The sequence below is a fragment of the Micromonospora sp. NPDC050495 genome, assembly GCF_040655175.1.
In the GTDB taxonomy this organism is placed as follows: Bacteria; Actinomycetota; Actinomycetes; order Mycobacteriales; family Micromonosporaceae; genus Micromonospora.
Genome location: NZ_JBFAJK010000013.1, coordinates 142,656 through 160,963 on the forward strand (window position 1 = coordinate 142,656; position 18,308 = coordinate 160,963).

Sequence of the window (18,308 nt, forward strand, 5' to 3'; positions counted from 1 at the left end):
CATCCATCCCATGCGGGAGGCAGGTGGTCCCGGGCTCCGGCGACGACCGTCGGGGCGGCCACGGCGCGAACCCGGTCCCGTCGCCCGGACCGTCGCCCGGCTCGTGGTCCGTGCCGCCGACGGGGCGACCCGCCTGGTCACCGACCTGCTCGGGGCCAGCCCGACCGCCGGCCGGGAACGGATCACCGAGGCCGAACTGCGCGACCTGGTGGCCGCCAACACCCTCCTCGACCCCGACGAGCGCCGGATCATCGACGAGGTGCTGGTGGCCGGCGCCCGCCTGGTCCGCGAGGTGATGGTGCCCCGCACCGAGGTGGTCTTCCTCTCCGCCGGGCTGACCGTGGCCGAGGCCGAACGCCTGGTCCGGGCCGAGACGCACACCCGCTACCCGGTGGTCGACGGCACCCACGACGACGTGGTCGGCTTCCTCCACCTGCGCGACGTGCTGCTGCGCCCCGAGCGCGACCGGTGCGCCACGGTGGGCGAGCTGACCCGCGAGGTGAAGCGGCTGCCCGGCAGCAAACGGGTGCTCGCCGCGCTCACCGAGATGCGCCGGGAGGGCCACCACCTCGCCGTGGTCGTCGACGAGTACGGCGGCACCGCCGGCATCGTCACCTGCGAGGACCTGGTGGAGGAACTGGTCGGCGAGATCCACGACGAGGACGACGTCCCACCCGAACCGGTCCACGCCGGCCTGCCCGCCGTGGTGGACGGCCGGCTCAACCTGGCCGACTTCGCCGAGCGGACCGGGGTGTCGCTGCCCGCCGGCCCGTACGAGACGGTCGGTGGCTTCGTGATGGCCGCCCTGGGCCGGCTGCCGGTCACCGGTGACGAGGTGCCGGTCGCGCCGGCCACGCTGGACGCCGGCCGGCCCGATCCGGACGACCCGCCGGGTGGCTGGCTGCTGCGGGTGCTCGCCCTGGAAGGGCGGCGGGTGTCCCGCCTCGCGGTCTCCGCCGCGCGCGTGCCCGAGCAGCGACGCGAGCTGCCCGCCCCGGTCAGGCCCGCCGCGAGCCGACCCGCCGGCCCGTCATGACGGGCGATGGAGCTTGCTGACAGAATTGCCGGCATGTCCGACGTACCCGCCCGCCCGCGCGTCTTCTCCGGCATCCAGCCGACGGCCGACTCGTTCCACCTCGGCAACTACCTCGGCGCGCTGCGGCACTGGGTGGCCCTGCAGGACAGCCACGACGCCTTCTACTGCGTGGTGGACCTGCACGCCATCACCGCCGGCCACGACCCGAAGGTGCTCAAGCAGCGCAGCCGGCTGGCCGCCGCGCAGCTGTTCGGGCTGGGTCTCGACCCGGAGCGCAGCACCCTCTTCGTCCAGTCGCAGGTGCCCGAGCACCCGCAGCTGGCCTGGGTGCTCGGTTGCATCACCGGGTTCGGCGAGGCGAGCCGGATGACCCAGTTCAAGGACAAGTCGCACAAGCAGGGCAGCGAGCGGGCCAGCGTCGGCCTCTTCACGTACCCGATCCTGCAGGCCGCCGACATCCTGCTCTACCAGGCGCACGCGGTGCCGGTCGGCGAGGACCAGCGGCAGCACCTGGAGCTCTCCCGGGACCTGGCGCAGCGGTTCAACTCGCTGTTCGGCCCGACCTTCACGGTGCCCGCGCCGCACATCGTCAAGGACACCGCCAAGATCACCGACCTGCAGGACCCGACGGCGAAGATGTCGAAGTCGTCCTCCTCGCCGGCCGGCATCATCGACCTGCTCGAGGAGCCGGCCCGCTCGGCCAAGAAGATCCGCTCCGCGGTCACCGACACCGGCCGCGAGATCGTCTTCGACGCCGAGGGCAAGCCCGGCGTGTCCAACCTGCTGACCATCTACTCGGCGCTCTCCGGACGGAGCATCGACGACCTGGTCGCCGCGTACGACGGCAAGGGCTACGGCGACCTCAAGAAGGACCTCGGCGAGGTGGTCCGGGAGTTCGTCACCCCCATCCAGGAGCGCACCCGCGGCTACCTGGACGACCCGGCGCAGCTGGACAAGCTGCTCGGCCAGGGGGCGGAGAAGGCCCGGGCGGTCGCCGCGGCGACGCTGGCCACCGTCTACGAGCGGGTCGGCTTCTTCCCGCCGGTCCGGTCCGCGTAGCGGGCCCGCGCGTCGGAAAGGGTGTGCGCAGTCGGTGGCCGGAGGGATGGCGCGAAGCGTGGCTGGCAGGGACGGAGCGCCGGACGCCGGCGACACCATCCAGATCGGGATCGCGGTGGACATCCCCGAACCGTGGGGCGGGCTGCTCACCCGCCGCCGGGTCGAGGCCGGTGACCCGCAGGCCGTCCCCGCCCACGTCACCCTGCTCGGGCCGACCGAGATCCCGGTGAGCGCGCTGCCCGCCGTCGAGGAGCACCTGGCCCGGGTGGCCGCCACCCACCTGCCGTTCACCCTGCACCTGCGGGGCACCGGCACGTTCCGCCCGGTCACCCAGGTGGTCTTCGTGGCGGTCGCGGCCGGGATCAGCGAATGCGAGGTGCTCGCCGCGGCCATCAACGCGGCGCCCGAACTGCACCGGGAGGCGCGCTTCCCGTACCACCCGCACGTCACCGTGGCGCAGGACGTCCCGCCGGAGGTGCTGGACAAGGCGTACGAGGACCTGGCGGACTTCTCGGCGCTGTTCGAGGTCGAAGCCTTCACCCTCTTCTCGCACAGCGGGGCGGCCCGATGGCAGCCCCGCCGCGACTTCCGGCTCGGCGGTTGAGCTGAGCGCGCCGCTGGCCCGCCGCGTCCCCCACCGATCGGCGAGGATGACGGGGTGAACCTGCTCGGCCGGATCGAGAGCGCGCTGGGCCGCCGGATCGACGCGGCGCGGGGCCGGCTGCCGGCCTTCGACCACCTGTGGCGGGCCGGCACCCTCTACGCGGACCTGCTGGCCGGGCGGCTGGCCGCCGCGATCGCCTACTACGGCTTCTTCGCGGTGTTCGCGCTCGCCCTGGTCGCGTACTGGATCTTCGGCACGATCCTGCAGGACAACGCCGAGGTCAGCGAGGCGGCCGCGGACTTCCTGGCCGGGAACCTGCCGTTCCTCGACCCGCAGCAGATCGCCGAGAGCAGCAACACCGTCGGGGTGGTCGGCCTGATCATCCTGGTGGTCACCGGGATCGGCTGGGTGGAGGCGATCCGCTCCTCGCAACGGCTCATGTACGGCTTCAACCAGCAGCCCGGCAACCTGGTGATCCGCCGCCTGGTCGACCTGGGCGTACTGGTCGCGGTCTTCGTGCTGCTCGGGGTGTCGGTGGCCGCCGTGGACGCGCTGGAGTCGCTGCTGCGGTTCCTGCTGCGCAGCACCGGCTCGGTCGGCCTCACCACGGTCAGCGCGGTGCTCAGCGTGCTGGTCAACGCGGTGCTCGCGGTCGCGTTGCTGGTGGCGGTGCCCCGGCTGCGGATGAGCCGGCGCCGGCTGCGGCCGGTGGTGCTGGTGGTCGCGGTCGGCATCACCCTGCTCAACACCGTCGGCCGCTACTACGTGGTACGCACCGAGCGGAACCCGGCGTACACGGTGGTGACCACCGCGGTCGGCCTGCTGCTCTACCTCTACCTGCTCAACCAGTTGGTGCTCTTCGGCGCGGCGCTGGCCGCCACCAGCCGGTACGGCCGGGTGGTGGACCTGGCCGAGGGCTCCGCCGCGCGGGAGGTGGACGTCGAGATCGACGAGGAGACCGAACCGGGGACACCGGGAGGAGCGGGATGAGCACCCGGATCAGGATCGACACCGACTCGGCGGTGCCCCCGTACGAGCAGGTGCGCGGGCAGCTCGCGGGGATGATCGGGGACGGGCGGCTGCCCGTCGGCACCCGGCTGCCCGCGGTCCGGCAGCTCGCCGCCGACCTGGGTCTGGCGGTGAACACGGTGGCCCGGGCGTACCGGGAGCTGGAGTCCGCCGGGCTGGTGGAGACCCGGGGGCGGCACGGGACCGTGGTGGCCCCGGGGCGGGACGACGCCACCGACCGTCTGCACCGGGCCGCCGCCGGGTACGCCGCCGAGGCGGCTCGGCTGGGCGTACCGCCGGACCGCGCCCTCGCCCTGGTCCGTGCGGCGCTGAACGCCGGTACGCCCGGGTAGGAGTGACCGCCGGAGCGGAGGGACTTGGCGGCAATGCGGCCCGCGCCCGCGCCGGGAACGACCATGATGGGCCGGTGGGCGCACTCGTGACACTGGACCTGCCGGACGACTCGCCGATGCTCGGCCTGCCGTGGATCATCACCTTCGGCCCGCTGGGCGACGGCGACGAGTGGGAACCCGTCGTCTGCGGCCCGTACGAGCGGGCGCACGCGCTCGCCCTGGCCGAGGCGGTGGTCGCCGAGGAGCAGCTGATGGCGGTGGTGGAGCCGCTGGTGCCGGCGCTGACCCCGGAGGAGATCCGCAGCGAGATCGCCGCCGCGCAACTCGCCGCCGAGGACGAGGCGGCCCGGATCGACGAGGCGGACCTGTACGGCGACTTCGAGGACGTCATCGACGAGGAGCTGGAGCTGGCCGCCGAGCGGGAACCGGAACCGCAGCCGGCGAACCCGCCCAGCGCCGAGGAGGTCCACGCCGGCTTCGCGCGGATCGCCAAGCTGCTCGCCGCCCGGGGCGCCTGAGCCTCAGCTCGGCGCCCGGTCCAGCACGCAGAACTCGTTCTCCTCCGGGTCGGCCAGGACCGTGAACCCCTCGGTCCCGGTCTGCCCGACGTCGATGTGCCGGGCGCCGAGCGCCACCAGCCGGTCCACCTCCGCCGCCGGGTCCCCGTCCGAGACCAGGTCCAGGTGGAGCCGGTTCTTGCCGTGCTTGGCGGTGCCGCTGCCCTGCAACCAGATGGTGGGGCCGGGCCGGCCGGGCGGCGGGTAGAGCTTCGCGTTGCCGTCGCCGCCCTGTCGGACGGTGTAGCCGAGGGCGGCCGACCAGAACCGGGCCATCAGATCGAGGTCGCTGACGTCGAGGGTGTACTGCGCCACGAGTGCGGTCATCACCCCGTGGTACCCGCACGGTCCCAGATGGACACCGGCCCCTCGGAGATCGAGATCCCCGAGGGGCCGGCGCCACCTCACCCCCCACCACAAGGGGTCGGTAGCCCAGCCGCCCGTCGGCGCGGGGCACAACGGACGACCAGGTCAATGGCGGGTTACCCGGCTCAGCGCCGTTCGAACCACGCAGCCGCGTCCACCGGCAGGACGTGCCCGTCGCCCCGTTCGGTGAGGTCGGCGCTGGCGGCGACCGGCCGGCCGTAGCCGGTGATCGTGGCCGCCGCGCCGCTGATGTTGACCACGCAGGTCAGCTCGGCGTCCCCGGCGGTGCGGTGGAACGCCAGCACGCCGGGCTCGGTTTCCAGCCAGGTGATGCCGTCGGTGCCGGCCAGCGCCGGGTGCTCGTGCCGGACCCGCAGGGCGGTCCGGTAGAGCTCCAGCGTCGAGCCGGGCACGCCGGCCTGGGCCGCGACCGAGAGGCCGCGCCAGGTCGCCGGGGCCGGCAGCCAGCTCAGTTCGCTGCCCGCCGGGCCGAAGCCGTACGGGGCCAGCTCGCCGCTCCACGGGATCGGCACCCGGCAGCCGTCCCGGCTCTCCCCGGTGCGCAGGAACGCCGGGTCCTGGCGCAGCTCGTCGGGAAGGTCGAGCACCTCCGGCAGGCCGAGCTCCTCGCCCTGGTAGACGTACGCGCAGCCGGGCAGGGCGAGCATCAGCAGGGCGGCGGCCCGAGCCCGGCGCAGACCGACCTCGCCGTCGCCGTACCGGGTGACGTGCCGCTGCCGGTCGTGGTTGGAGAGCACCCAGGTGGTCGGGGCGCCGACGATGGTCGACTCGGCCAGCGCGGTGTCGATGACCTTGCGGAACGAGTCGGCCGACCAGGTGGCGTCGAGGAAGTCGAAGCTGAACGCCTGGTGCAGCTCGTCCGGGCCGATGTAGCGGGCCAGCCGCTGCGGGGTCTCGGCCCACGCCTCGGCCACCGCCATCCGGCCGCCCGGGTAGCTGTCCAGAATCGGCCGCCAGGCGCGGTAGATCTCGTGCACCTCGTCCTGGTCGAAGTACGGCAGCCGGCCCTTGCCGAGCAGTTCCGACTGGCGCCGGCCGGTGGTCATCGAGTTGAAGCCGACGTCCGGCAGCCCTGCGGCCTTGATCATTCCGTGGGCCACGTCGATCCGGAAACCGTCCACGCCCCGGTCGAGCCAGAACCGCAGGATGTCCTCGAACTCGGCGCGTACCTCCGGGTGGCGCCAGTTCAGGTCGGGCTGGGCCGGGTCGAACAGGTGCAGGTACCACTGCCCGTCGGGGACCCGGGTCCAGGCCGGGCCGCCGAAGATGCTCTCCCAGTCGTTCGGTGGCAACTCGCCCTGCTCGCCCCGGCCCTCGGCGAACAGGTACCGGGCCCGCTCGGGAGAGCCCGGGCCGGCCGCGAGGGCCGCCGCGAACCACGGGTGCGCGCTGGAGGTGTGGTTGGGCACCAGGTCCACGATGATCCGCAGGCCGAGCGCGTGCGCGTCGGTGATCATCGCGTCGAAGTCGGCCAGCTTGCCGAAGAGCGGATCCACGTCCCGGTAGTCGGCCACGTCGTAGCCGGCGTCGATCTGGGGCGAGGTGTAGAAGGGGGTCAGCCAGAGCGCGTCCACCCCGAGTTCCCGCAGGTACGGCAGCCGCTGCCGGATCCCCTCCAGGTCACCGACGCCATCGCCGTTCGCGTCGGCGAAGCTGCGGACGTAGACCTGGTAGACGACCGCGGAGCGCCACCAGTCGTTGTCGGCGGTCGGCGGCGCGGGAGGGGTGGCGGCGGTCATCGGTGACGATCCCCGTTCTCTGGCATCAGACGGCGGCGCCCCGCAGGGGTACGCGGGGCACGGGTGTCTGAGCAGAATGCCGGCCAAGCACTGCAAGAGTCAAGCATTCCTTGCGCAAGAAGTAACCCCCACATCCCCGCCGCCCACCGCTCCACCCTCAACCTGTCGCGCCCCGTCCCGCTGTCCCGCCCCGTCCCGCTGTCCCGCCCCGTCCTGCCTCGCCCTGTCCTGCCCCGCCCTGTCCCGCCTGTCCCGCCCCGTGTCCCGTCCCGCCCTCCGGAAGCCCCACCCGCTTTGCGGCATCTCGCCCCCTCCGGTCGCCCGGATGGGCCAGGTTGCGGCATCTCGTGCCCTCCCTCTGGTCGGATGGGCCGGGTTGCGGCATCCGGAGTCGATCACGTGCCATCCCGTCGGGTGGATGGGCCGAGGTGCGGCATCTCGTGCAATCGCGGGGAGCGGATGGGCTTGGCAGGCGGCGTCCGGAGTGGATCAGGTGCGAGCGCCGCGGGTGGAGGGGCCAAGGTGCGGCATCTCGTGCCATCCCGGGGGCCGGAAGGGCCGGAGTGCGGCATCTTGTGGACGCCGCCCGCCGGGGCGAGGGCGAGGGCGAGGGCGGGGCGGGAGCGGTCAGGCTGGTACGACCAGGGAGGGGGCGGTCGGGCGTTGCCGCTGCGCCCCGCCGGCCGGGCCGGTTCCTGACGGGCCGCCGGCCGGGCCGGTTCCTGACGGGCCGCCCGCCGGGCCGGTTACTGACGGGCCGCCGGTCGGGGTGGTTCCTGACGGGCCGCTGGTCGGGGTGGTTTCGGCCGGGCGGGCCACCGCCGTCGAGCCGCGTACCACGAGTTCCGGGCGGAACAGGTATTCGGAGTTCGGGGCGGCGTGCCCGTTGATCTCGTCGACCAGCGCGCGGACCGCGGCCACCGCCATCGCGGCGACCGGCTGGCGCATGGTGGTCAGCGGCGGGTCGGTGAAGGCGATCAGCGGGGAGTCGTCGTACCCGACGACCGAGATGTCGCCGGGGACGGCGAGGCCGCGCTGGCGGGCGGCGCGGATGGCGCCGAGCGCCATCAGGTCGGAGCCGCAGACCAGGCCGGTGACCCCGCGCTCGATGAGCCGGCCGGCGGCGGCCTCGCCGCCCTCGACGCCGAAGAGGGAGAGTTCGGCCAGCTCGTCGATCTCGGCCTCGGTCGCGCCGACCAGCCGGGTCATGGCGGACCGGAAGCCGGCCACCTTGCGCTGCACGGGGACGAACCGGTCCGGCCCGGTGATCAGGCCGACCCGGCGGTGTCCGAACGCCACCAGGTGGGCCACGGCCAGCTCGGCGGCCTCCCGGTCGTCGCAGGAGACGAAGGGCGCCGCGATGCCACCGACGTACCCGTTGATCATGACGATCGGCAGCGGACGGGCGATCAGCGCGCGGTACCGGTCGTGGTTGGCGGCGGTGTCGGCGTGCAGGCCGGAGACGAAGACGATCCCGGAGACCTGCCGGTCCAGCAGCATCTCCACGTACTCGTCCTCGGTGACGCCGCCGGGGGTCTGGGTGCAGAGCACCGGGGTGAACCCGCTCTGCGCCAGCGTCGACTCGATGATCTGGGCGAAGGCCGGGAAGATCGGGTTGTCCAGCTCCGGGACCACCAGCCCGACCAGCCCGGCGCTGCGCTTGCGCAGCCGGGCGGGGCGCTCGTAGCCGAGCACGTCGAGGGCGGTCAGGACGGCCTGCCGGGTCTCGGGGGCCACTCCGGGGCGGTCGTTGAGCACCCGCGACACCGTGGCCTCGCTGACTTCGGCCTGTTGGGCGATGTCGGACAGTCGAGCGCGCATGGCGGCACTTTAGCTCACCGGCAAGTTCTTGCGTACGCCCTTGCAAGCCCTTCCATTCTCTGCAACCTCTTGCTAACGTCCCCGCAACATGCGAGAGCAGCGGCGCAAAACCCCCGCGCCGGTCAGCAAGAAGTTTCCGAGCATTCCACTGGCGAGCCGCCCTTCCCCCGGCGGGCCGCCATGACGACAGGAGTACCGATGCGCATCCGTACCGCGGGTGTGGTCGCCGTCCTCGGCCTGGCGCTCGCCGCGTCCGGCTGCGGTGGCAGCGACAGCGACAAGCCGGCCGCCAAGGAGTCCGCCAAGGCGGCCGGCGGCAAGCTGGTCATCTGGGCCGACGACAAGCGGGCCGCCGCGCTGAAGCCGTTCGCCGAGGAGTTCGGCAAGGAGAACGGCGTGACCGTCGAGGTCCAGGCCGTCTCCAAGGACCTGCAGACCAACTTCGTCACCGCGTCGCAGCAGGGCAGCGGCCCGGACGTCGTGGTCGGCGCGCACGACTGGATCGGCAACATGGTCCAGAACGGCGCCATCGACCCGGTGCAGCTCCCCGCCGAGCAGAAGAGCGCGTTCAACGAGACCGCGATCAAGGCGGTCACGTTCAACGGCCAGCTCTACGGCGTGCCCTACGCCACCGAGAACGTCGCGCTGCTCCGCAACACCGCGCTGGCCCCCGAGGCGCCGAAGACGATCGAGGAACTGGTCCAGACCGGCAAGAAGCTCAAGGCCGAGAAGAAGGCCCAGGAGATCCTCTGCCTCCAGTCCGGCCAGAACGGCGACGCGTACCACGTCTACCCGCTGTACACCTCCGGCGGCGGTTACCTCTTCGGCACCACGGCCAACGGCGACTACGACCCGAAGGACCTGGGCGTGGGCAAGCCGGAGTCGATCGCGGCCTTCCAGAAAATCGCGAAGCTCGGCGAGAAGGGCGAGGGCGCGCTCAAGCGCTCCATCACCCCGGAGAACTCCATCGCCAGCTTCGGCGCCAAGAAGTGCGCCTTCCTGGTCTCCGGTCCGTGGGCCATCGCCGAAGCCAAGAAGGCCGGCATCAAGTACGACATCTCCCCGGTCCCCGGCTTCGCCGGCGGCAAGGAGGCCCAGCCGTTCGTGGGCGTGCAGGCGTTCTACGTCGCCGCCAAGGGCAAGAACAAGGCCTTGGCGCAGGAGTTCGCCACCAACTACGTGACCAAGCCCGAGCTGGCCGTCGCGCTGTACCGGGCCGAGCCGCGCCCGCCGGCGCTGACCGCCGCCTTCGACCAGGTCAAAGGCGAGGACCCGGACCTGGCCAAGTTCTCCGAGGCCGGCAAGAACGGGCAGGTGCTCCCGGCGATCCCGGCCATGGCCGCGATCTGGGACCCGTTCGGCAAGGCGGAGGCCGCCATCATCGGCGGCGCCGACCCGGCCAAGACGATCACCGCCGCGGGCAAGACCATCGCGGGTCAGATCAAGTAATGAGCACGTCGCTGTCCGGCCCGGGGTCTGCTGAGCAGGCCCCGGGCCGGGAGCCCGTTCGCCGCGGGCTCCCGCGCACGTCCCGTACCGCGCGGAACCACGCGCCGATCACCGCGACCGGTCTCGTCGTCAAGGTGGTCCTGCTCGGCCTGGTGGCCGGGATCGCGATCTGGGCGGCGTTCCCGCTCGTCGAGGCCGAGCACTGGGTGGGGCTGGCGATCCTCGCCGCCACCACCGCGGGCCTGTTCTACCTCTACCTCGGCCGGCGGCACATCCCGGCCAAGTACCTGGTCCCCGGCACGATCTTCCTGATCGCCTTCCAGGTCTTCCCGGTGCTCTACACGGCGAGCACCGCCTTCACGAACTTCGGCGACGGGCATCGCGGCAGCAAGGACGACGCCATCGTCGCCATCCAGACCGCCTCGGTGAAGCAGGTCCCCGGCTCCGCCCAGTACGCCCTCTCCATCGCCACCAAGGGCGACCCGGCGACCGGCGCGCTGGTCTTCCTGCTCGGCGACCCGAAGACCAAGGAGGCCTTCGCCGGCGACGCGGGCGGCCTGCGCCGGCTCGACCCCGGCCAGGTGGAGGCCAGCAGCCTCACCGGCAAGGTCACCGCCGCCGACGGCTACACCGTGCTGAACATCGGCCAGGCCAGCGTCCGGAGCAAGGAGATCACCGACCTGGTGGTGCCGACCGCCGGTGGCGCGATCCGCTCCAACGGGCTCACCCGCGCCTACGAGGGCAAGGCCGTGCGGGCGTACGACGCCGGGTGCGACTGCATCAAGGACAGCGAGACCGGCGGGACCTGGACCGCGGACGCGCAGGCCGGCGCGTTCGTCGCCGCCGACGGGGACCGCCTCGCCCAGGGCTGGAAGGTCAACGTCGGGTTGAAGAACTTCAGCCGGGTGCTCACCGACCCGAACATCTCCGGCCCGTTCTTCGGCACCCTGCTCTGGAACTTCGCCTTCGCGGTCGGCTCGACCGGGCTCACCTTCCTGCTCGGCATGGCCATCGCGCTCGCCCTGCACTCGCCCCGGATGCGCGGCACCAACCTCTACCGGGTGCTGCTGATCCTGCCGTACGCGATGCCGTCGTTCGCCATGCTGTTGGTCTGGCGGGACATGTTCAACACCGACTTCGGCCTGGTGAACAACCTGTTCGGGGTGGGCGTCGACTGGTTCGGCCAGGCCTGGTCGGCCCGGGCCGCGGTGCTGCTGGTGCAGCTCTGGCTCGGCTACCCGTACATGTTCCTGGTGGCCACCGGCGCGCTCCAGGCCATCCCCCGGGAGCTGACCGAGGCCACCTCGGTGGACGGCGCCTCCCCGTGGCAGTCGTTCCGGTCGGTCACTCTGCCGCTGCTGCTGGTCGCGCTCTCGCCGCTGCTGATCGCGTCGTTCGCGTACAACTTCAACAACATCAACGCGATCTGGCTGACCACCGAGGGCGGGCCGTTCCCGGCGGACAACCCGACCAACGGGGCCACCGACCTGCTCATCACCTACACCTACCGGCTGGCCTTCGGCGCCCAGGGCGCCGAGTTCGGCATGGCCGCCGCGGTCTCGATCTTCATCTTCGCGATCGTGGCCACGGTGTCGGCGATCAGTTTCCGCCGTACCCGCAAGCAGGAGGAGGTGTACTCGTGACCACCTACGCGGACGCCCCCGCCGCCAACCGCAACGCGAAGGGGAGCGCGAGGCGGCGCTGGTTCCGCCAGGTGGGCTGGCGGCACGTCGTCGGGGTGCTCGCCGTGGCGTTCAGTCTCTTCCCGATCCTGTTCGTGCTCTCCGCGGCGCTCAACCCGCTCGGCACGCTCTCCTCCACCGAGCTGCTGCCGACCGGCGCGTCCTTCGAGAACTTCGGCAACCTGTTCCACCAGACCGCCTTCGGGCACTGGTTCCTCAACTCGCTGCTGATCGCCGGCACGGCCAGCATCGTGTCGATCTTCCTGTCCGCGCTGGCGGCGTACGCGTTCTCCCGGATGCGGTTCGCCGGGCGGCGGTTCGGCCTGCTCACCCTGCTGCTGATCCAGATGTTCCCGCAGTTCCTGGCCATCGTGGCGATCTTCCTGATCTTCACGACGGTCACCGACCTGTGGCCGGTGCTCGGGTTCAACACCCCGTGGGGGCTGTTCCTGCTCTACATGGGTGGTGCGCTCGGCGTGAACACCTGGCTGATGAAGGGCTTCTTCGACACCCTGCCCCGGGAGCTGGACGAGTCGGCGACCATGGACGGCGCCACGCACGCCCAGGTCTTCTTCCGGATCATGCTGCCGCTGGTGGCGCCGATCCTGGCGGTGACCGCGCTGCTGTCCTTCATCGGCACGATCAACGAGTTCATGATCGCCAACGTGTTCCTCACCAACACCGAGTCCAAGACCCTCGCGGTCGGCATGTTCGGGCTGGTGGCCGGCGAGCGGAACAACAACTTCGGGATGTTCGCGGCGGGCACCCTGCTCACCGCCGTCCCCACGGTGCTGGTGTTCCAACTGCTCCAGCGCTACATCGTCTCCGGCCTCACCGCCGGGGCGGTCAAGGGATGAACCGGAGGGGTACGCGCTCGCCGTCCTGAGCGGGGGCGAGCGCGGCCCCTTCGCACCGGAGGAACAGCAACCGGCAGAACAGCAAGCTGCGGCAAGGGCGTCGGATCGACGTACACCGGAGCGGTTTCCGGGCGGACCGCCGCGGTCGGGTGACCGATCGCGGCGGGTGCCCGCCCCCCTCCCTGTCGGAACGACCCGAAAGGCATGCCCATGTCTCGCCAGCCGCACCACGACGGCTCCGCCACCTACGTGCCCGAGCAGGAGCCGGCGCTCGGGCAGACCGTCCCGGTCTTCGTCCGGGTGCCGGCCGGCGCCGACGTCCGCCAGGTGCACGTCCGGACCACCGGCGACGGCGAGCCGCGCTTCGCCGAGGCCGTCGTCGACCGCAGCCAGGGCGGTGACGTGTGGTGGCGGGCCGACGTCGAGGTCCGCAACCCGGTCAGCAACTACCGCTTCCTGCTCGACGGCCGCCGGGGCGCCCGCTGGCTGAACGCGGCCGGCCTGATCGACCACGACGTGCCGGACCACGGCGACTTCCGGCTGGTCAGCTACCCGCCGCCGCCGGCCTGGGCCCGGGACGCGGTGATCTACCAGATCTTCCCGGACCGGTTCGCCCGCTCCGCCGCCGCCGACGGCCGACCCGCGCCGGACTGGGCCATCCCCTGCGACTGGGACACCCCGGTGATCGGGCGTGGCCCGGAGACGCCCCGCCAGTTCTACGGCGGCGACCTCGACGGGATCACCGAGCGGCTGGACCACCTGGACCGGCTCGGCGTGAACACCGTCTACCTCACCCCGATCTTCCCGGCCCGCTCCAACCACCGGTACGACGCGGCCAGCTTCGACACCGTCGACCCGCTGCTCGGCGGGGACGCCGCCCTGGCCCGGCTGGCCGACGCGGTGCACGGCCGGGGCTGGCGGCTGCTCGGCGACATCACCAGCAACCACACCGGCGACGCCCACCACTGGTTCACGGCCGCCGTCTCCGACGTGCACGCGCCCGAGCGGGAGCTGTACTACTTCGACCTGGCCGGCGTCGACAACTCCAGCTCGGCGCGTCCGACGCCACGCGGCGACCAGGCGCCGGCGGACTACGAGTCGTGGAACGGGGTCAGGTCGCTGCCGAAGCTCAACTGGGGCAGCGCCGAGCTGCGCCGCCGCTTCGCCACCGCCGAGGACTCGCTGCTGCGCCGCTGGCTGCGCCCGCCGTACGGGCTGGACGGCTGGCGGGTGGACGTGGCGAACATGACCGGCCGGCGGGGCGCGGACGCGTACACCCACGAGGTGGCGCGGCTGCTGCGCCAGGTGGTCGCCGAGACCCGGCCGGACGGGCTGCTGCTCGCCGAGCACGGCCACGACCACACCGCTGACCTGGACCGGGACGGCTGGCACGGGACCATGAACTACGTGGGCTTCACCGATCCGGTCTGGTCCTGGCTGCGCCACGGCGACGACCCGGTGCCGAACTTCCTCGGCACCCCCGGTGGGGTGCGGCGGCGGGCCGGGGGCGCGGTGCTGGCCACCATGAACGCCTACCGGTCGCTGATCTCCTGGCGGTCGTACACGCACTCGTGGCAGCTGCTCGGCTCGCACGACTCGGCCCGGATCCGGACCGTGGTGGGCGACGCGGCCCGCCAGGAGGTGGCCGCCGGGCTGCTCGCCACCATGCCGGGGACTCCGGTGGTCTTCGCGGGCGACGAGCTGGGGCTGACCGGCGGCAACGGGGAGGGCTCGCGTACGCCGATGCCGTGGCACCGGCCGGAGAGCTGGGACCGGCGGACCTTCGCGGCGTACCGGGCGCTGCTGGCGCTGCGCCGCGCGGAGCCGGCGCTGCGGCACGGCGGCCTGCGCTGGGTGCACGCCGACGCCGACACCCTGGTCTTCCTCCGGGAGGCGCCGACCGGCACGGTCCTGGTGCTGGCCCGGCGGGCGGCGAGCGCCCCGGTGCGGCTGACCGGCCTGCCGGCCGGCGACAACGTGTACGGGGGCGCGCCCGCGCTTCGTCCGGACGCCGAGGGCGCGGTGACCGTCCCCGGCGACGGCCCCACCTTCCAGGTCTGGCGGCTGAGCTGACCCCGGCCCCGCGATCCTGCCGGTCCGGCCCCTCCGTCCGGTCGCGGTCGCCGTGCCTGCCCGGCGTCCGGCGCGATCGCGGGAAGGGCGGGGGAGCCGGGGCGGGGCAGGTCACGGTATGACGGCAGGTCGGCGGGTGGCTACTACGCAGCGTCGTTGATGGGGGAGGATGGGCCGCGTGGAAGCTCTCCGACTGATTCTTCTCTATGTCCATCTGGTCGGCTTCGCGCTGCTGCTCGGCGGTGCGATCGCCCAGTACGTCACCGGCCGGCTGCGGATCAACGCCGCCATGCTCTGGGGCGCGGTGATCCAGATCCTCACCGGTATCGGACTGTCCGCTCCGCTGCGCGACGGCGACGAGCCGGCCCCCGCCAAACTTGTTACCAAGTTGGTGCTCGCGTTGATCATCTTTGTCATGGTCTTCTTCTCCCGTAAGCGGGAGAGCGTCAACCGCGGTCACTTCCTCGCGATCATCGGGTTGACGCTGCTCAACGCCGCCGTCGCGGTGTTCTGGCGTTAGTTCGCCAGACAGCCGGGAAGCTCAGGAAAGCTCGGGAAACAGACGTTCGCGACACCACCGCGCATGCCGCTCGGCACGATTAGTGATGTGCCCCACCCAAGGGTTACGTAGGGGTAACGACCGTTCAACAGTCGTGCACGATTGTCGGCCGGTGGGTGGGCGCGGGCGTACGCTCCCGTCCGTAACGTGGGACGCCGGCGGCACACCGCAGGCCGGCGCAAGGGCTGCCACCGCGCACGACGCGGTGTGCAATGGGAAGGAGACGTCTTGCGCTCTGTGCGTGGGATGCGGATCGCCTCCGCCATCGTGGCGGGTGGCCTCGTGCTGGGCGCCGCCGCATGTGGTGAGGCTCCCGAGGACGACAAGAACGCCGGCGGCACCGGCGGCAAGAAGTTCAGCGCCTGCATGGTGACCGACGTCGGTGGCATCGATGACAAGTCCTTCAACACCTCGGCCTGGAAGGGCCTGCAGGAGGCGAAGAAGGAGAACGACAACATCGACATCAAGAACGTCCAGTCGAAGGCCGAGGCGGACTACGAGGTCAACCTGACCGGGTTCGTCAACCAGAAGTGCGACTTCATCCTGGCCGTCGGTGGCCTGATGTCGGACGCCACCAAGAAGATCGCCACGGCGAACCCGAACCAGCAGTTCGGCATCGTCGACGCGAACCCGGGCGTGGACAACATCTACCCGATGCAGTTCGACACCGCGCAGGCCGCCTTCCAGGCCGGTTACCTGGCCGCCGGGATGAGCAAGAGCGGCAAGGTCGGCACCTACGGTGGTCTGCCGATCCCGCCGGTCACCATCTTCATGGACGGCTTCGCCGACGGCGTGGCGTACTACAACAAGGCCAAGAGCAAGAACGTCCAGGTGCTGGGCTGGGACAAGGCCGCCCAGAAGGGCTCCTTCACCAACGACTTCGTCAAGCAGGACGAGGGCAAGAAGGTCTCCGACGCGCTGGTCGCCCAGGGCGCGGACATCATCATGCCGGTCGCCGGCGGCGCCGGCCTCGGCACCACCGCCGCGGCCCAGGCCTCGAACGGCAAGTACTCGGTCGTCTGGGTGGACGTCGACGGCTGCGAGAGCACCCCGAACTGCCCGGCGCTGATCACCACGGTCGTCAAGAACATCCCGGACGCCGTGAAGGAGGCCGTGCTCAAGGCCGCCGGTGGCGAGAAGCTCCAGGCCAAGCCGGGCTTCGTCGGCACCCTGGCCAACAACGGCGTCTCGATCGCCCCGTACCACGACTTCGACAGCAAGGTCCCGGCGGACCTCAAGGCCGAGGTCGACAAGATCAAGGCGGACATCTCCGCCGGCACCATCACGGTCACCTCGAAGGCCCAGCCGACCAAGTGACCGCTCCGCCGGCCACCGCGGTGAAATCATCGGCGGGGACCGGCGGGCACCAGGAGTGACGATCCGGCCGCCTCGGCGTACGCGGGACACCCCGCGGACGGCGGGGCGGCCGGTCCACCTTCATCCCCCCACTGACCCCCACCCGGCGCGGTGGCCGGCGGGCAGCCGCTACGCTGCACCATCGCTCGCACTCCAGGAGGTTGCGCTGAGACTCGAACTGCGCGGCATCACCAAACGGTTCGGTGAGCTGGTCGCCAACGACCACATCGACCTCACGGTGGAGCCTGGAGAGATCCATGCCCTGCTCGGCGAGAACGGCGCCGGCAAGTCGACCCTGATGAACGTGCTGTACGGGCTCTACCAGCCCGACGAGGGCGAGATCCTGGTCGACGGCAAGCCGCTGAAGCTGAAGGGCCCGTCGGACGCCATCGCGGCCGGCATCGGCATGGTGCACCAGCACTTCATGCTGGTGCCCGTCTTCACCGTGGCCGAGAACGTCATGCTCGGCGCCGAGCAGGTCAGGGGCCGGTTCGCCGGCATCCTGGACCGCCGGCGCGCCCGGCGTGAGGTGGCCGAGGTCTCCGAGCGGTACAACCTCCGGGTCGACCCGGACGCGGTGATCGAGGACCTGCCGGTCGGCATCCAGCAGCGGGTGGAGATCGTCAAGGCCCTCACCCGCGACGTCGACCTGCTGATCCTCGACGAGCCGACGGCCGTGCTGACCCCGCAGGAGACCGAGGAACTGCTCGCGGTCATGCGGTCGCTCAAGGAAGCCGGCAAGTCGATCGTGTTCATCACCCACAAGCTGGGCGAGGTGAAGGCGATCGCCGACCGGATCACGGTGATCCGGCGCGGGAAGACCGTCGGCACCGCCGAGCCGAGCGCCAGCCGGGACGAACTGGCCGCGCTGATGGTGGGGCGCAGCGTCCGGCTGACCGTGGACAAGCAGCCGGGCAAGCCGGGCAAGCCGATCCTCGAGGTCGCCGGCCTGGTCGTCGACGACGACCGGCAGGTACGCGCGGTCGACGGCGTCGACCTGACCGTGCACGCCGGTGAGGTGCTCGGCGTGGCGGGCGTGCAGGGCAACGGGCAGACCGAGCTGATCGAGGCGATCATGGGGCTGCGCCCGGTCCTCGCCGGCTCGGTCACCCTGGACGGCCACGCCGTGCACGGCTGGTCGACCAAGAAGGTGCTCCGCGCCGGCGTCGGGTACGTCCCGGAGGACCGCAGCGTGGACGGCCTGGTCAAGGAGTTCTCCGTGGCGGAGAACCTGGTGCTGGACATCTACGACCGGCCGCCGTTCGGCAAGGGCCTCTCGCTCAAGCCGGACGCCATCGCGAAGTCGGCGAAGGAACGGATCGAGCAGTTCGACATCCGTACCTCCTCGGCTGACGCGGCGGTCGGCACCCTCTCCGGCGGCAACCAGCAGAAGGTGATCGTGGCGCGGGAGCTGTCCCGGCCGCTGAAGCTCTTCATCGCCGCCCAGCCCACCCGGGGCGTGGACGTCGGCTCGATCGAGTTCATCCACAGCCGGGTCATCCGCGAGCGGGACATCGGCACCGCCGTCATGGTGGTCTCCAGCGAGCTGGACGAGGTCATCGGTCTGGCCGACCGGATCGCGGTGATGTACCGGGGCCGGATCATCGGCATGGTCGGCCCGGACACCCCGCGCGAGGAGATCGGCCTGCTGATGGCCGGCGTCACCCCGGACACCGCCACCACGAGCCCGACCGAGGGCACCGCCACCACGAGCCCGACCGAGGGCACCGCGGCCCCGGCCCCCGAGGGCCCTGGCAACGAGGACGAG

The 18,308-nt window shown here is 71.9% G+C and carries 15 protein-coding genes and 1 pseudogene; 13 read left to right on the plus strand and 3 right to left on the minus strand.

Annotated features, from left to right (window positions below; genetic code table 11):
* Positions 1-10 precede the first annotated feature (10 nt).
* The 6 genes from AB0I11_RS16150 (at position 11) to AB0I11_RS16175 (ending at position 4,578) form a co-directional block, all read left to right on the plus strand.
* Positions 11-1,036 carry a hemolysin family protein gene (locus AB0I11_RS16150; RefSeq protein WP_357320025.1) on the plus strand — a complete coding sequence of 342 codons (1,026 nt, stop codon included), beginning with the start codon at positions 11-13 and terminating at the stop codon, positions 1,034-1,036.
* Positions 1,037-1,069: 33 nt separating this feature from the next.
* On the plus strand, positions 1,070-2,095 hold the full coding sequence (gene trpS / locus AB0I11_RS16155; RefSeq protein WP_357320028.1) for a tryptophan--tRNA ligase: 1,026 nt from the start codon (positions 1,070-1,072) through the stop codon (positions 2,093-2,095).
* Positions 2,096-2,141: 46 nt separating this feature from the next.
* Complete coding sequence (locus AB0I11_RS16160; protein ID WP_357320031.1) at positions 2,142-2,699, plus strand: 2'-5' RNA ligase family protein; 558 nt, start codon at positions 2,142-2,144, stop codon at positions 2,697-2,699.
* Between the two features lie 54 nt (positions 2,700-2,753).
* Complete coding sequence (locus AB0I11_RS16165; RefSeq protein ID WP_357320034.1) at positions 2,754-3,689, plus strand: YhjD/YihY/BrkB family envelope integrity protein; 936 nt, start codon at positions 2,754-2,756, stop codon at positions 3,687-3,689.
* Positions 3,686-4,060, plus strand: a complete 375-nt coding sequence (locus tag AB0I11_RS16170; protein ID WP_357320037.1) for a GntR family transcriptional regulator — start codon at positions 3,686-3,688, stop codon at positions 4,058-4,060. Before AB0I11_RS16165 ends, AB0I11_RS16170 begins: the two co-directional genes overlap by 4 nt.
* Positions 4,061-4,134: 74 nt before the next feature.
* Positions 4,135-4,578 carry a hypothetical protein gene (locus AB0I11_RS16175; RefSeq protein ID WP_357320041.1) on the plus strand — a complete coding sequence of 148 codons (444 nt, stop codon included), beginning with the start codon at positions 4,135-4,137 and terminating at the stop codon, positions 4,576-4,578.
* A gap of 3 nt (positions 4,579-4,581) precedes the next feature.
* Here AB0I11_RS16175 and AB0I11_RS16180 read toward each other — a convergent pair whose 3' ends face one another.
* The 3 genes and pseudogenes from AB0I11_RS16180 to AB0I11_RS16190 form a co-directional block, all read right to left on the minus strand.
* Positions 4,582-4,944, minus strand: a complete 363-nt coding sequence (locus tag AB0I11_RS16180; protein ID WP_357320044.1) for a VOC family protein — start codon at positions 4,942-4,944, stop codon at positions 4,582-4,584.
* 164 nt (positions 4,945-5,108) lie between these two features.
* Positions 5,109-6,743: a glycoside hydrolase family 13 protein gene (locus tag AB0I11_RS16185; protein ID WP_357320047.1), complete on the minus strand. Its 1,635-nt coding sequence runs from the start codon at positions 6,741-6,743 to the stop codon at positions 5,109-5,111.
* 810 nt (positions 6,744-7,553) lie between these two features.
* A pseudogene (locus AB0I11_RS16190) lies at positions 7,554-8,564 on the minus strand (LacI family DNA-binding transcriptional regulator); the annotation flags it as partial.
* A 198-nt stretch (positions 8,565-8,762) separates the two neighbouring features.
* Here AB0I11_RS16190 and AB0I11_RS16195 point away from each other — a divergent pair.
* From AB0I11_RS16195 to AB0I11_RS16225, 7 genes are all read left to right on the plus strand, one after another.
* Positions 8,763-10,013, plus strand: a complete 1,251-nt coding sequence (locus AB0I11_RS16195; protein ID WP_357320050.1) for a maltose ABC transporter substrate-binding protein — start codon at positions 8,763-8,765, stop codon at positions 10,011-10,013.
* Entirely contained in the window at positions 10,013-11,656 is a 1,644-nt protein-coding gene (locus tag AB0I11_RS16200) for an ABC transporter permease subunit (protein WP_357320052.1), read from the plus strand. The genes AB0I11_RS16195 and AB0I11_RS16200 overlap by 1 nt, the downstream gene beginning before the upstream one ends.
* The gene (locus tag AB0I11_RS16205; RefSeq protein WP_357320055.1) at positions 11,653-12,552 is read left to right on the plus strand and encodes a sugar ABC transporter permease; all 900 of its coding nucleotides are present in this window, start codon (positions 11,653-11,655) and stop codon (positions 12,550-12,552) included. Before AB0I11_RS16200 ends, AB0I11_RS16205 begins: the two co-directional genes overlap by 4 nt.
* Before the next feature lie 210 nt (positions 12,553-12,762).
* A complete protein-coding gene (locus AB0I11_RS16210; protein ID WP_357320058.1) occupies positions 12,763-14,625 on the plus strand; it encodes a glycoside hydrolase family 13 protein in 1,863 nt (620 codons plus the stop codon).
* A gap of 178 nt (positions 14,626-14,803) precedes the next feature.
* On the plus strand, positions 14,804-15,145 hold the full coding sequence (locus AB0I11_RS16215) for a hypothetical protein (RefSeq protein ID WP_046567088.1): 342 nt from the start codon (positions 14,804-14,806) through the stop codon (positions 15,143-15,145).
* 285 nt (positions 15,146-15,430) lie between these two features.
* Positions 15,431-16,501 carry a BMP family ABC transporter substrate-binding protein gene (locus AB0I11_RS16220; RefSeq protein ID WP_357320086.1) on the plus strand — a complete coding sequence of 357 codons (1,071 nt, stop codon included), beginning with the start codon at positions 15,431-15,433 and terminating at the stop codon, positions 16,499-16,501.
* Between the two features lie 55 nt (positions 16,502-16,556).
* The coding region (locus AB0I11_RS16225; RefSeq protein WP_357320063.1) for an ABC transporter ATP-binding protein at positions 16,557-18,308 on the plus strand (1,752 nt) is incomplete at its 3' end.